This window comes from Clostridium sp. CTA-6, assembly GCF_054768115.1.
In genome coordinates this window covers 506,488-521,137 of the sequence record NZ_BAAAAU010000001.1, presented here as the reverse complement: position 1 = coordinate 521,137, position 14,650 = coordinate 506,488, and the positions used below count along the sequence as shown (strand labels likewise).

The 14,650-nt window shown below is 25.2% G+C and carries 12 protein-coding genes; 6 read left to right on the top strand and 6 right to left on the bottom strand.

The annotated features are described in order from the left end of the window. The first annotated feature begins 43 nt into the window (after window positions 1-43). The 3 genes from ACYUDJ_RS02255 to ACYUDJ_RS02245 all read left to right on the top strand — a co-directional run bounded on the left by ACYUDJ_RS02255 (window position 44) and on the right by ACYUDJ_RS02245 (window position 3,252). Complete coding sequence (locus ACYUDJ_RS02255) at window positions 44-820, top strand: ABC transporter permease subunit (protein WP_003485782.1); 777 nt, start codon at window positions 44-46, stop codon at window positions 818-820. Window positions 821-1,105: 285 nt separating this feature from the next. After that, window positions 1,106-1,795 carry a response regulator transcription factor gene (locus ACYUDJ_RS02250; protein WP_043031948.1) on the top strand — a complete coding sequence of 230 codons (690 nt, stop codon included), beginning with the start codon at window positions 1,106-1,108 and terminating at the stop codon, window positions 1,793-1,795. Next, window positions 1,792-3,252, top strand: a complete 1,461-nt coding sequence (locus tag ACYUDJ_RS02245; protein ID WP_003485788.1) for a HAMP domain-containing sensor histidine kinase — start codon at window positions 1,792-1,794, stop codon at window positions 3,250-3,252. The genes ACYUDJ_RS02250 and ACYUDJ_RS02245 overlap by 4 nt, the downstream gene beginning before the upstream one ends. A gap of 179 nt (window positions 3,253-3,431) precedes the next feature. Here the strand turns inward: ACYUDJ_RS02245 and ACYUDJ_RS02240 are convergent, their stop codons facing one another. Further along, entirely contained in the window at window positions 3,432-4,220 is a 789-nt protein-coding gene (locus ACYUDJ_RS02240) for a response regulator (RefSeq protein WP_043031947.1), read from the bottom strand. A gap of 368 nt (window positions 4,221-4,588) precedes the next feature. On the opposite strand from ACYUDJ_RS02240, the gene msrA reads away from it, so the two are divergent. Beyond that, window positions 4,589-5,062 (top strand): peptide-methionine (S)-S-oxide reductase MsrA, encoded by a 474-nt coding sequence (msrA, locus tag ACYUDJ_RS02235; RefSeq protein ID WP_042384950.1) that lies wholly within the window; start codon window positions 4,589-4,591, stop codon window positions 5,060-5,062. A gap of 476 nt (window positions 5,063-5,538) precedes the next feature. After that, window positions 5,539-7,248 (top strand): methyl-accepting chemotaxis protein, encoded by a 1,710-nt coding sequence (locus tag ACYUDJ_RS02230; RefSeq protein ID WP_003485794.1) that lies wholly within the window; start codon window positions 5,539-5,541, stop codon window positions 7,246-7,248. Window positions 7,249-7,431: 183 nt separating this feature from the next. Here ACYUDJ_RS02230 and ACYUDJ_RS02225 read toward each other — a convergent pair whose 3' ends face one another. The 3 genes from ACYUDJ_RS02225 to ACYUDJ_RS02215 are packed head-to-tail and all read right to left on the bottom strand — an operon-like array spanning window position 7,432 to window position 10,691. Next, on the bottom strand, window positions 7,432-9,342 hold the full coding sequence (locus ACYUDJ_RS02225) for a sensor histidine kinase (protein ID WP_043031946.1): 1,911 nt from the start codon (window positions 9,340-9,342) through the stop codon (window positions 7,432-7,434). Continuing rightward, entirely contained in the window at window positions 9,332-10,033 is a 702-nt protein-coding gene (locus ACYUDJ_RS02220; RefSeq protein WP_042384956.1) for a response regulator transcription factor, read from the bottom strand. Before ACYUDJ_RS02220 ends, ACYUDJ_RS02225 begins: the two co-directional genes overlap by 11 nt. Before the next feature lies 1 nt (window position 10,034). Next, window positions 10,035-10,691, bottom strand: coding sequence for a hypothetical protein (locus tag ACYUDJ_RS02215; RefSeq protein ID WP_043031945.1), 657 nt, complete (start codon window positions 10,689-10,691; stop codon window positions 10,035-10,037). Window positions 10,692-11,175: 484 nt separating this feature from the next. Between ACYUDJ_RS02215 and cloSI the strand changes: the two genes are divergently transcribed. Then, window positions 11,176-12,750, top strand: a complete 1,575-nt coding sequence (cloSI, locus tag ACYUDJ_RS02210) for a clostripain (protein WP_043031944.1) — start codon at window positions 11,176-11,178, stop codon at window positions 12,748-12,750. Window positions 12,751-12,839: 89 nt separating this feature from the next. On the opposite strand, the gene ACYUDJ_RS02205 is transcribed toward cloSI, so the two are convergent. Together ACYUDJ_RS02205 and ACYUDJ_RS02200 are read right to left on the bottom strand one after the other, a co-directional pair. Next, window positions 12,840-13,823, bottom strand: a complete 984-nt coding sequence (locus ACYUDJ_RS02205; protein ID WP_003485802.1) for an anti-sigma-I factor RsgI family protein — start codon at window positions 13,821-13,823, stop codon at window positions 12,840-12,842. Further along, window positions 13,823-14,500: a sigma-70 family RNA polymerase sigma factor gene (locus tag ACYUDJ_RS02200; protein WP_042384959.1), complete on the bottom strand. Its 678-nt coding sequence runs from the start codon at window positions 14,498-14,500 to the stop codon at window positions 13,823-13,825. Before ACYUDJ_RS02200 ends, ACYUDJ_RS02205 begins: the two co-directional genes overlap by 1 nt. Window positions 14,501-14,650 lie beyond the last annotated feature (150 nt).

The window sequence follows — 14,650 nt, the reverse complement described above, 5'->3', positions numbered from 1 at the left end:
GAGCATTTGTATCTATAATATGCACTCTCACTAAAGATAATTTATGAAAGAGTTAATTATTAGCGAATTTTTAAGAATGAGAGGAAGAAAAAAGAATAGAGCTTCTTTTATTCTAATTTTAGTTAATTTTATATTTAGTATCTGTTGGTATAAAACTTTTGGAGGAGGTATAGGTTTTTATACTCCAGACATATCTGCAAAGATAAATTCTTTAAATTTACCTATTTTTGTAATGAAAGATTTAGCATTAATTCTATTTTTAATAGTTCTTCCAATGCTTTTTATAGATAGTTTAAGTGGAGAGTATGAATCTGGCGCTTATAGGCTTATATTAATAAGACCCTATAGTAAAATTAAGTTATGGTTTTCTAAGTTGATAGTTCAAAGTTTATTTTCATTAGTTATATTTGTTGTATTTTTTATTCTTTCTGTAATTAGTGGCTATATTTTATTTCCTAGGGCAACTGTAACTAACTTTTACAATATACCTAAAGTTTATGATCAATTAGGAGCTTTTATATATAATTTTAAAGTTGTAGCACTGATGTACTTTGTAAGTATTGCAATTTTAGCTTTAGCTTCTTTAATTTCCTCAATGGTATCTAAATCTGTGGCAGCCGTCTTAATCCTTATATGTTCTTTAATAGGAGGAATATATATAGGACATGGGCTGCAAATTATATTTTTACCTTTTCATAATATAATTAGACTTTTAAGTTTAGGAAAAAGAGCTGATTTTTATATTCCAGTTGTATCCTGTCTACTTATATGCAGTTTTTTAAGTACATTGATTTTTACTAGAAAAGATTTGAAATGCTAAAGAGTAAGACATAAGCATAATTTATGTTATTGCTATATTTTTATACTTTCATACTGCTTGGTTTAAGAGATATAAACTTAATCAGTATTTTATATATTGAGGATTTATTAGGCTTAAGACTTGGGGGACTTTTTTACTAAAAGTTAGAGCTAATAACTGTTTAGAACTTGTATTTATAAATTTAATTTATATCTAATTTAATTTATAGAGTATGAAACTTGAAAAATATTATATTTAAATGTACATGCTATAATATTATTAAAATGCAAAAATAGAGGTGGTTATATGCAGGAAAAAATATTAATAGTAGATGATGAAGATGATATAGTATCTTTTATAAAGGATTATTTTGAGGATCAAGGTTATCGCGTTATTACAGCTAGTAATGGTAGAGAGGCTATAGAATACTGTGATAAAGATATAGATATTATTTTGCTTGATATAATGATGCCTAATATTGATGGCTTTCAGGTTTGCCAAAAGATAAGGAACAAAGTATCCTGTCCTATAATATTTTTAAGTGCTAGACAAAGTGAAGTTGATAAAATTAAAGGTCTTTCAGTAGGTGGTGATGATTATATAGTAAAACCCTTTAGTATAAAGGAATTAAAAGCAAGGGTTCAGGCCCATCTTAGAAGAGAAAAAAGAGTTCCTTTAAATAATAAATCTAAAATAAGCTTTGGAAAACTTAATTTAGATTTAAGTAGTCGTAAAGTTTACTATGAAGAGGAAGAGATTATTTTTACAGCTAAAGAATTTGATATAGTAGAACTTCTAGCATTACATCCAGAACAGGTATTTTCTAAAGAACAAATATATGAAAAAGTTTGGGGATATGATGCAGAAGGGGATGCAAATACAGTAGCAGAGCATATAAAAAAAATAAGAGCAAAGTTTATAAAAAGAAGTGCATCTCTTAATCATATAGCTACGGTATGGGAAGTAGGTTATAGATGGGAGAAAAATAAAATATGAAAAAAGCATCCTTAAAAACACAAACTATAAGTACTTTTCTATTAATTATATTTTTAAGCATGGTATGTACAATAGCTACTATAGGTACCTATTTATTTACTATGTATTTTGGAAAAGATCCTATGTTAAAACCAGATAACTATTATCAAAAACAGTCTGATAAAATTCAGCAATTTATAGTTAGCAAGGGAGAAAATATATTAGAGGATAAAAATAGGTTAGAACTTGAAAGTTTAATTCCCCAAAAAGGTATAGGGTATCAAATTACAGATCTAGAGGGTAAAATTATATATGGAAATGAAAAAGAAAGAATAATAAAAGATAAAAAACAATTGATAGAATCAATAAATAAAACAGATATTGATAATCTTGATAGAGCTAGTGTTTTTGGATCAAAGGTTAAAAGGTATATACCTATATTGGACAGTGATTCCAATGTGAAAGGCGTTGCTATAATTAAATACAATATTGAGACAAGTGTGAAGAAAGATAAAAATGAAAAAATAGTTCATGTATTTCAAGTATTCTTACCATTCTCCCCTTTTGTATATATAATTATTTTTACAATTATTTTTACAAGAAAATTAATTAAAAGTATTCAACAGCCTATAAATGAAATAATAGATGCTTCAAATAAGATAAAAGAAAAGGATTTAGATTTTGAAATAAATTATAAAAGTAATAATGAGTTAGGAAAATTAGTTTCTTCTTTTGAAGAGATGAAAAATGCTTTAAAAGAATCACTAAATAAACAATGGATTATGGAAGAAGACAGAAAAGAAATGATAAAAGCCATAGCTCATGATTTGAAAACTCCTATTACTGTTATTCAAGGACATGTGGAGGTACTTATGGAAGAGGGAACTAAAGCTCCCATTAGAGTAGAAAAATATTTAAATATTATAAAAGCTAATACAGAGAGAATGGGAAGGCTTATTTCAGATATGAATCTCACATCAGAAATAGAGAATAAAAACTTTGATTTAGCTCCTGTAAAGGTAGACATAATTGAATTCTTAGAAAAAAAACAACAGGATTATAAAGTGCTATGTAAGGACAAAAATATAGAATTTAAATTGTTTTTAGAAAAGAATTTTGATTTAAACAGGGAATTTTCTATAGATGCTGAGAGACTAGAGCAAATACTAGATAATATAATATCTAATGCCATAAGGTATACACCTGATGGAAAATCTATAATTACTAAAGTAAAAATACATAATAATATCATAAAATTTATTGTGGAGGACGAAGGAACAGGTTTTAATGATAAGGAATTATGCTATATTTTTGAAAAATTCTATAGGGGCGATAGTTCAAGATCTAAAGAGAAAGGTCACTCTGGATTAGGAATGTATATTGTAAAAATTTTAGTTGAAAAGCATAATGGTTGGATCGTAGCAGAAAATAAAGAAAATGGTGGAGCAAGAATAAAATTTATTATTAAAGAAATATAGTAATTTTAAATTATTGAAGATGCTGGATTTCTAGAGATAGAACTAGAGATTTAAGTTGGCGTGTAAAAGCTAAAGATGATTTAAAAGAATCAAATTAGAAATATTTAAAGGCTGTAAAAATTTCGAGAATTATTTACAGCCTTTAAGTATTTTATTAGTATCAAATATTTTCATTTTATTTATTTTTTCATTTCTTTTAGTATGCTTTTTATTTTTTTATTCAACGTATAGATTCTTATATTAGACTTTAATTTAGCTATAAATAAGTTTTCATCTAAAGGTTTGTTTATAATATCATCTGCTCCACAATTTAAAATATTAGATAGAGTTTTATTATTGTCTAAAACAGTAACAGCTATTATAGAAGAGTTTATATTATTTCTTCTTATTTGTCTTATTAAAGTTTTTCCAAACTCATTTTCTAATACCATATCAATTAAATACATATCATATTTTTTATTACTATTAAATAATTCTTTACCAGAATTATAATAATCTACATTTTCAATGCCATATCTTGCTAGCATATCTTTTTCTAGAGTACAATCAAAGGAGTTATCATCTATAATTGCAATTTTTGCTTCTTTTAAATTTTTCATATATTCATCATCTTGGAATACTGCATCCACATGCTTTGTAATCTCTTCTTTTAAATCATCTTTTAATAAATAATCAAATACACCTAGATTAAGAAGATTTTTCTTCTTCTCATGATCATTATCGCTTGTAACTATAAATATAGGTATTTCATTAGAATCCATATATCCAATATTTTTTATAAAATCTTCTATATCTCCACCTTTGCCATAAAGGGAAGTTATTATAAGATCTATGTCATATTCTTTTATTAGATTATAAGCCTCATTAAAACTGTCTGTAGCTATGTAATCATAATTTTTTTCTCTTAAAATATTTTCTACCATTTTGCAAAAAAAATCGCTTTGTTCTATATGAAGAACGGTATACATATTAAGTACCTCCAATAATATTAATTTTTTATATTATCGTAGTTCACCTTTAGGCCTTTAGAAAAATATAACAGATATTCAAAATCACTAAACATAAATATTAAAATATGGAAATGGTTATAGTATAATTAATTTAACATAAAGGAAGATTTAATCTATATAGAATTTTTATTTAAGTCAAGTTAATACTACAAGTAGGGAATCATAGTAGAAACATGAAATATTAAAGATTTTAAAATTAACTATAATAGAATAAATATAAACTTTTAAAGTGTTTCTAAACTTAATTATGAAGTAATATATAAAGTTTAAGTAATTGCTAGTTGAAGTTATTAAGAGTTCTTAAAGAAATTATGGAGGTGTTAAGTATGAAAGAAATAGTTTTAGCTGGAGGTTGTTTTTGGGGAGTAGAAGAATATATGTCAAGAATTAAAGGCATAGTGGAAACAAAAGTAGGCTATGCTAATGGAATAAAAGAAAACCCTAGTTATAAAGAGGTATGCAGTGGAACTACAGGTCATGCAGAAGCTTGTTACATAAAGTATGATGAAAGTATTATCTCCTTAGAAGAACTATTAAATAAATTTTGGAACATAATAGATCCAACAGTACTAAATAAACAGGGAAATGATAGGGGGACACAATATAGAACAGGAATATTTTACTTAAATGAAAAAGATTTAAATATAATTACAGAAAGCAAATCTAGGGAACAGAAAAATTATAAGAGAGCAATAGTTACTGAAGTAGAGCCCTTAAAATGTTTTTATAAGGCTGAAGAGTACCATCAAAAATATTTAAAGAAAAATCCAGAAGGATATTGTCATATACATTTAGATTAATTATTTTTTATTAATTATGTATAACTTTTTTAAAATGCAAAATTAAGAACTCCTTTCTAGTGAAAACTAAAAGTATAAAACTAGAAAGGAGTTTTTATATGAAAATTTTCACTAAATAATGCTAGATTTGTTATAAGTAGAATAATAGAAATATAATAAATTCTATAGGTTTTATATTATTTGCGATTATTAAAAGATTCAATTGTTTTTAAATTTTAAATTACAAAAATCATCAATATAATACATAATTATAGTTTTTTCTACAAAGTATTGATATTGATATTTATCTTAAATATAATTATATTATTATTAATTATAAAATTATAAACTTCTTAGTTCAGATAGAGTTTATTTATAAACAATATCTTTAATTATATAAACTATTATATGTTTAAAGATTATGTCTTTAAAATATATGGGAGAGCACAAAAATAACAATAGAATAAAGTATTAATAACAGTAAGGGGGAAATAAAATTGATAAAAACGATAAAAGGTAAGCTAATTTTTCTTGTAGGTATATTAGTAGGTGCAATTCTATTTATTGGGGGATATTCTATAAAAAATTTAGATAATGTGAATAAGATGTCTACTGAAATTTCAAAATATTGGGTTCCTTCCATAATATATTCAGAGGAATTAAATACAATGACCTCAGATTTTAGAATATTAGAATATGATCACATTATTTCTACCAATGCAGAAATGATGAATGAAAAAGAAAAAGAGATGGAAGAAAAAAGTAAGGAAATAGAAAAATATTTAGTCCTTTATAAAAAAGGTGTAAACTCAAAAGAGGATGAAGAGCTATTTAACACTGTAGAAAAGGAATGGAATAAATATTTACAATCAAATAAGAGGGTAATTGTTTTAAGCAGACAATTAAAAACAGAGGAAGCAATGAAAATAATGAGGGGAGAATCGAAGGAATATTTTGATAATGCATCCTCTTCTTTATTAAAATTGGCTCAGTTTAACAAAAGTAAAACAGAAGAGATCAGCTTAAAAGGGGACAAGCAGTTTAATGCTGCTATGAAAATAAATTTAACTTTAATGTTATTATTATCAGCTATAGGTGCAGCCTTGGGAATTTTTATTATTAATGGTATAAGAAAATCTTTAAATGTTTTAAAGGGAGAATTAGATGAGTTATCTGAAAGAGGAGGAGATTTAACTCAAGAAATAAAAGTTAATTCTAAGGATGAAATAAATGATCTTGCTAAAAGTTTAAATAAATTCATACAGAATATAAAGGATATTATTAAAACTGTTAATGAAAGTGTAGATAATATTGAAACAGTTGTAGATAGTATAAAAACTAATGTTACAGATTTGAATAATGATGTAGAAGAGGTTTCTGCAACTACAGAAGAACTTTCTGCTAATATGGAAGAAACTGCAGCTTCAGCTGAAGAGATGTCAGCGACTTCTCAGGATATAGAAAGAGCTGTTCAGTCTATTGCACAAAAATCTCAGGAAGGTGCTACTCAAGCAGGGGAGATAAATAAAAGAGCAGAGGATACAAAAGCAAATGTACAAGCTTCTCAGAAAAAGGCTAAGGAGATATTTACAAATACAAAAGCAGAACTTGAAAGTGCTATAGAATCATCAAAGGTTGTAGAACAGATAAATGTACTTTCAGATTCCATAATGAATATAACATCACAAACAAATCTTCTTGCATTAAATGCAGCTATTGAAGCTGCAAGGGCAGGAGAAGCAGGAAAGGGATTTTCAGTTGTAGCCGATGAGATAAGAAAACTTGCGGAACAATCAAAGGATACAGTAACAGAAATACAAAGTATAACAGTTAAAGTAATAGAATCAGTGAAAAATCTTTCTGATAGTTCAAGCAATCTATTAACTTTTGTGTCTACAGATATGGATAATGATTATAAGACTATGTTAAATGTGGCGGATAAATATAGCGAAGATGCTAGTTTTGTAGATACCCTTGTGACAGACTTTAGCTCAACTTCAGAGGAACTTTTAGCATCATTGCAGGATGTTCTTAAAACTATAGAAGGAGTAGCACAGGCTGCTAGTGAAGGTGCGGGAGGTACTACAGACATTGCAAGTAAAATATTAGAAGTTAATAATAAATCAAATGATGTACTTCAAGAAGCTCTAAAATCAGAAGAAAGTGCTAATAAATTAAAAGAAGAAATTTCTAAATTTAAAATTTAAAATAATTTATAATTTTGTTTATTCTATTTTTATAGCAAATAATTTTATAAAATAATGATTATATTAAAAATTTTGTTTAAACATCCATAAAAACTTTAAAATTAATATATTTAAAAATAACTAGATATGAGTATTGTTATGCTAATATCTAGTTATTTTAATTTACTCATAGTATTACATATATTAATAATAAAGTTCAATTATAGCTTTGAATAAGTCTCCATCAAAGTCAATGTACATGATTCCATCATGAAGTTCCACTATACTTTTAGCTATAGCTAGTCCTAATCCGCTTCCTTCAATATCTGATGTCCTTGACTTATCACCTCTAGTAAACCTTTCAAATATTTCTTTTTTATCAAAATCAAGAGGAGAATAGGAAACATTTTTGAAAGATATTTTTATTCCTTTAACAATATCTTCTATTTCTATATAAATCCTTGTGTTACTCAAAGAGTATTTTAAAGAATTATTTATTAGATTTTCAAAAACTCTAGACATTCTATTTCCATCTAAATTGATTTTAATTTCAGGTAAGAAGGTTCTTGTTATAAAGGTCAAATTTTTATTTTTATAGATTTCTGTATCAGAGTATTCAGCTATAGATTGATTTAAAAATTCTACTATATCAACTTGTTCTTTATTTAATTCCACTTTACCACTATTTATTTTAGAGATTTCAAACAAATCTTCTATAAGAGTTTTAAGTTTTAAGCTTTTTCTATTAAGTATTTTTAAAAATTCTTCTTTTTCACTTTCAGAAACTTTTTCTTTTATCAATATATCTGTATAATTTATTATTGATGTAAGAGGTGTTTTTAAATCATGGGATATATTAGCTACCAATTCACTTTTTAATTTTTCATTTTTTATTTGATCCTCAATAGATATTTTAAATCCCTTATTTATTTTGTTTATGTTTTGAGAAAGTATTGAAAGTGATTTATCACCTTTTTCTTTTATTGTAAAATTTAAATCTCCACTAGTTATTTTATTTGTTCCTTTTATTATTTCATCTATATAATTGCAAAATTTAATGAATTTGCTAAGAATAAATACTATATAAAATAATACGCATACTGCATAATCTTTCATATATCTATCACCAGATAATATTTTCATAGTAATAATTACTGTAGGTAAAGTAAATATACTGAAAACAATTGCTTTGAAAAAAGTACTCCTAGTTTCAAACCATTGATTTATAGACTTAAATAGTCTAATTATAAAACTATTTTTTATTCCCTTAAGAATATTTTCTTTACCAATAAAATATAGAGTAAGTAATAAAATAATAATAATAAAAGCACAAAGTGTTATTAAATAGTTTATTCTAGTTAAATCTTTTTTCAGGTCATTAATAGAATTAGTCTCATTAGTTATATCATTTTTATAATTATCCTCAGCATCTTTTAATATATTTTTTATAAGGTTGAAATCCTCTTTTTTATAAGAATAATTTTTAGGAAACCAATAAGCTTCTATATAATTATTAGGATTCTCCATTATAGGTTGAGGATTGCTGTTATATGCTGGTGAACTTTCGGAATTATAAGATATGTTATACCAAGTACCTTTATTTGAAACATAATTAAATAGTTCACCATTTTCTTTGGAAAATAGCTGAATGTTTTTTTTAATAAAATCTATGTCATTAGTATCATTAGTTAAAAAAGTGTTTTTATTCTTATCAATAATTATGAATTTTACTAATTTATCATAGTCATTATTTTCTTTTATGATTTTAAAATCTTTACTTTTTTTATCTAAAGCTTCTTGTGAAGTTTGAGATAAGATTTTTAAATAATTTGTATTTTTATATATGTATAAATTTACCGTACTAGCACATTGTTTTAACCACACATCATAACTGAGAGTTCTAAAATTAGTATTATTTTTTTTTATATTTTCAAGTTCGGTATTAATATTAGATAGTTTTTTCCCTTTTGTTTCTATGTGAGAGTTTAATGAATTTGCATTTCTAAAAAGAAAAAATATACCAAACAATAGTGATAGAATAATTAAAAATATTATAATTATATTTTTACCTAACAGTTTTTTTAATCTATCCTGCTTTCTAATACTATTTATCAATTTTATAACCAACTCCCCAAATTACTTTTATATACCTAGGTTCTTTAGGATTTATTTCTATTTTTTTTCTTAGTCTTCTTATATGCACTGCTACGGTGTTTTCAGTTTTAAAAGAAGGTTCATTCCAAACATATTCATATATTTGTGAAGAAGGGAATACTCTACCGGGATTATTGGCTAAAAGTAATAATATATCATATTCTATAGGGGTTAATTTTATTTTTTTACCATCTACAGTAACTACATGACTAGTTTTATTTATAACTAATTGATCTAAACAAATTTCATCATCAGATGCAGTTTGAGGAAAATTCCCCAAATTTGTATATCTTCTAAGTTGAGAATTAACCCTTGCTACTAATTCTAGAGGATTAAAAGGTTTTGCTACATAATCATCTGCTCCTATATTTAATCCTAAAATTTTATCTGTATCTTCATTTTTAGCAGATAGCATAATTATAGGAATATTATTTTTCTCTCTTATTTTCATACAGGTTCTTATACCATCAAGTTTAGGCATCATGATATCTAATATTATTACATGAATTTCATTATTTTCTAATACATCTAATGCATCTAATCCATCTGCTGCCTTTATTATATTTATATTTTCTATACTTCTTAAATATATCTCTATGGCATCTCTAATTTCTTTCTCATCATCCACTACAAGTACATTGTAAGTACGCAAACTAATTACCCCCCATTTTTGATATAAAGCCTTTTTTCTTATACATAAAAAAATTAAAAGGTTCTTTTGTACTACCTTTTATAGTATCAATTTTTGTTATATTTCTCAAGTGATATATTCTACCGGAATAATCCTTAGCTTGATTATCGCAAATATAGGCATAATCATACTTTCCTTCCTCTGCCCATCCCATAAATATATAAGTGTGAGTTGGTATTCCATCCTTATTTAAATTTTCATCCGTAGTAAAGCATATATCCCCAGGTTTAAGTTTCTTGTAATTTTTATTTTTCTTCCAACCATCTTTTTTCATTATGTGTAAAAGCTGAGTTGTGTTACAAACACTATCATCTATACTTTCTCCATTTCTCCTCAATACTTCTGCTATAAAATAAACACAGGTATTGCTAGAACTGCCTTTATTAAGCTTTATGCTTCTAGAATAAACTTTCAATCTATTTTCCTTTATCATCATTGAATTATAAATTTTTTCTTGTAACTTAGAATTATATAATCTATTGTCATATTGTAAATTTTTTATAAAATTAACTAATATTGATATAAATAATAAAAGCACAAGTATTGATATAGGTGGAACACCTTTAAAGTGTGATTTATTTTTACTTTTAGAATTTTTTTTTGTAAATAAATTTATCATAAAAAATCATCCCCCAATATAATAAGAAACCTTTATATACAATTATATATTAGATAATACATATTAAGAAAAGCCTATTATAAAAATGAAGATTTTCGTACAAATGTTATTTTATATAAAAAATAATATATTTAGTTATTAGTATTTACGGCACAAATATATAATTGAAATATTAAAATTAGTAACTTTAATTATGAATTACCTGTTTATTTATTTCTATTTATAATTGTTAAAATTTAATACATGCTTAATTATTTTTATCAAGTTTTTGAATTATAAAAATAAATATAAAAAAATTTAATTTTTTTTCAAAAACAGGAAGGAAAATGAAAAGAAATGTAGAAAATATAAAAATATGAATTAAATGTAAATTGGAAACAATATGTACATATTGTGCAAATACATGGGGTGTTTCTATTAATATTAAATACATTATAATTCTAAATAATAAATCAAAAATATAAAATTTGGGGGTATGTGTATTATGTTAAAAAACAAGTTATCTATTCTTTTAACTTCTACTTTGGTGGCTGCTTCTCTTTTTAGTTTTAAACCTGTATATGCTGATTCAGTAAATAATTCTAATAAAACTAATCTAAACAATATTAGGCAGGAAATACAAAAAGCAGAAAATAATAATCAAAAGGTAACAATTATGTATTACTGTGATGCTGATAATAATTTAGAATCATCTTTATTAAGTGACATTGAAGAAATGAAAAAAGGATATGTTAACAATCCTAATCTAAATTTGGTGACACTTATAGATAGATCATCAAGATATACTAGTGACAAAACAGTTTTCGGTGAAGATTTTGAAGATGGTCGTTTATATAAAATTGAGCATAATACAACAAAAAGATTAGATGGTGGAAAGGAATTTCCAGAAATAACTCTTAATAGTAATTATGAAGCAAATATGGGAGATGCAAATACTCTTAAAAAATTCATTAATTATTGTAAAGCTAATTATAAAGCAGATAAATATGTTTTAATAATGGCTAATCATGGTGGTGGAGCAAAAGAAAAACTTAAAAATAATCAAGATGTAAACAGAGCAATTTGTTGGGATGATAGCCATTATGATGGAAATAGTCCAGATTGTCTTTATATGGGAGAAATTTCAGATACTTTAACACAGGAGCAATCTGTTGATGTACTTGCCTTTGATGCATGCTTAATGGGAACAGCAGAGGTTGCATATCAATTTAGACCAGGTAATGGAGGATTTTCAGCAGATGGAATAGTTGCTTCAAGTCCTGTAGTTTGGGGACCAGGATTCCAATATGATAATATTTTAAGTAGATTAAAATCTGGTGGAGGAAGTAGCAATGAAGATGATTTAACTTTAGGAGGTAAAGAGAAAAACTTTGATCCTGCAACTGTTACTAATGAAGAATTAGGAGCATTATTTGTAGAAGAACAAAGGGATTCCACTCATGCTAAGGGAAGCTATGATCAACATTTGAGCTTTTATGATGCTACTAAAGTAGAGGATGTAAAAAGATCAATAGACAATTTAGCTGTTAATTTAAGTAATGAAAATAAAAAAGATGAAATTGAAAAATTAAGAGGAAGTAGAAACAATACAAATTTAATGCACTATTTTGATGAATATAATGAACAAGAGTGGATTGAATATCCTTATTTTGATATATATGATTTATGCGAAAAAATAAATGAAGGTAATAATTTTAGTAATGAAACTAAAGCATTGGCTTCAATCTGCATGGATAAAATAGATGATATGGTAGTTTATTCTTTTGGTGGCCCTAGCAAAGAATTTAAAGAAGGTAAAAATGGATTAAGTATATTCCTACCAGATGGGGATAAAAAATATTCAAGTTATTATAATTCAATTCCTCATTGGACTATTCAAAGTTGGTATAATTCAATAGATACAGTTCAAAATGGATTACCTCCTTATGGAAAATTAACTTGGTGCCAAGATGGACAAGATCCAAGAGTAAATAAAGTTGGAAATTGGTTTGAGCTTTTAGATTCTTGGTTTGATAAAACTAATGGAGTAGATGGTGGCGTTAATCATTATCAATGGTAATATAGATTTTTAAGTTAAATACTTATTAAAAATTAACTGCCTAAAAATAGAAGTTATAATCTCTATTTTTAGGTAGTATTTTAATTATATTATTTTTGACTTCCTGATTTACCTTTTATAGTTTTTCCGTTTTTACTTTCAGACGGCAGTTCTTTTTTAGTATTTTTATCTACTTCCACTTTATTTTTTTGTGATTTATTGGTTGAATTATTTTGTATAGTATTTGAAGTTTTAGGATTACTGCTATTGGACTTTTCTTTAGTATTATTACGATTCCCATTATTTTTCATATTATTATTTTCTTTATTAGAAATGTTATTTTTTTTATTTCCATTGTATTTTTTTGTTTCAGAATCTACATCTTTGGATATAGTTTTATCAATAGAATTATTATTTTTATAATTATCCTTTAGATTCTTGTCCTTATTAACTGGAGTTTTATTATTATGTTTTGTTTTATTATTATCATTTGCTTTTATATTATCCTTATTGTAGTTTGTTTTAATACCCTGAGAGCTTTTTATATTGTACTTTACCTTTAAATTTTTAAGGTTATTTTCTATATTACTAAGGTTTAAACTAGAAGTATCTCCAGTAAAGTTTATGGATATGGCTTTAGGGCTGTTTTTATAATCATTATTTATATAATTTTCCTTTTTAGCTTCTTCTAGTATTAAATCAATTCCTTTTTCTAAGCCTTTATTTTTAAGATTTAAGCTTTTTAATAAATTAGTACCGTCTTCATTTAAAGGAGTAACATTAATAACTTTGTTCCATCTATTTGCCTGTAATTTAATAGAGGGATTTATTTTTATAGTTACAGAAGAAACTGGTGTAGTATAAGTCTTTATAAATATAGAACATATAAAAATAATGAGCAAAGAAGCTGCCATAAGAGAAAACTTTTTTATATTTTTATAGGCAGAGGATCTTAACTTAAGTTCCTCAGATTCATATATTTCACCTAGGTTAGGGGAAACAGTAGAATTTGCTACATAAATAAATTCACCACTAGAGGTTAATATGCCAACTTTATTTTTATGAATTTCCATTACTATTCCTTTTTTATTCATCAATTATCACCTGCCTTTTCAATATTAAGATATCCTTTAATATAGGAGTAATCATCGCTAGATAATATTATAATTAGTACTATTAAATATTTTCTCCAGTTTTCTATTAATTTTCTTTTACTATTTGTAAGTAAACATATCTCTTTAACAGGGAGTTGTTTTTTATTTTGTAAATAGGAAACTATGGTTTCAGTATGTATACAAGCTAAAGCTATATTTAATAAGCTATCCCTAGTATCTTTATGTCTTGGACAACTTTCTGCAATATCTTTAAAAGATAATTTATATTTCATTAGTTCTTCATTTAATAATTTTATTTCTTCCATTCTTATAGAATTTTCTGAAGCTATATTAAAATTATTTATGGAAACATTATTATCAATAGCATTAAAGTCATCATCTTCACTCCAAATTAAATAAGGAATTCTATCTGACTTTTTGAAAAAGTCTATTAAGGAATTTTTTATTATTACGGAGGCATAGGTAAAAAAGCTTCCCTTTTTATTATCATAGGTATCACAAGCTTTATTAAAAGCTATAAGAGCAATACTTATTTCATCATCATTTTTACGATCTAATTTTTTTTTGCAAATCCTATTTGTGGTTTTATATATAAAATTCATACTATCTTTTATGAATTTATCTCTATTTTCCTTTCTTAAAAAATCTAGCTCCATATATTCACCTCTAATCTTAGAAAGTCTCATAATATTATATACGAGGTTCACTATATTTTTTAAGGGGTAATAATTAGTAATTTTATTTATTAAGTATTAAAAAAGATTTATTTATAATATTACCCCCTTAAAGAATTATTTTTGATCGTA

What these genes read in the sequence shown, in the direction of transcription:
- msrA (WP_042384950.1), top strand. Translation starts at nt 4,589, where the DNA reads ATGAAAGAAATAGTTTTAGCTGGAGGTTGTTTTTGGGGAGTAGAAGAA.
- ACYUDJ_RS02205 (WP_003485802.1), bottom strand. Translation starts at nt 13,823, where the DNA reads ATGAATAAAAAAGGAATAGTAATGGAAATTCATAAAAATAAAGTTGGC.
- ACYUDJ_RS02215 (WP_043031945.1), bottom strand. Translation starts at nt 10,691, where the DNA reads ATGATAAATTTATTTACAAAAAAAAATTCTAAAAGTAAAAATAAATCA.
- cloSI (WP_043031944.1), top strand. Translation starts at nt 11,176, where the DNA reads ATGTTAAAAAACAAGTTATCTATTCTTTTAACTTCTACTTTGGTGGCT.
- ACYUDJ_RS02240 (WP_043031947.1), bottom strand. Translation starts at nt 4,220, where the DNA reads ATGTATACCGTTCTTCATATAGAACAAAGCGATTTTTTTTGCAAAATG.
- ACYUDJ_RS02250 (WP_043031948.1), top strand. Translation starts at nt 1,106, where the DNA reads ATGCAGGAAAAAATATTAATAGTAGATGATGAAGATGATATAGTATCT.
- ACYUDJ_RS02255 (WP_003485782.1), top strand. Translation starts at nt 44, where the DNA reads ATGAAAGAGTTAATTATTAGCGAATTTTTAAGAATGAGAGGAAGAAAA.
- ACYUDJ_RS02245 (WP_003485788.1), top strand. Translation starts at nt 1,792, where the DNA reads ATGAAAAAAGCATCCTTAAAAACACAAACTATAAGTACTTTTCTATTA.
- ACYUDJ_RS02200 (WP_042384959.1), bottom strand. Translation starts at nt 14,500, where the DNA reads ATGGAGCTAGATTTTTTAAGAAAGGAAAATAGAGATAAATTCATAAAA.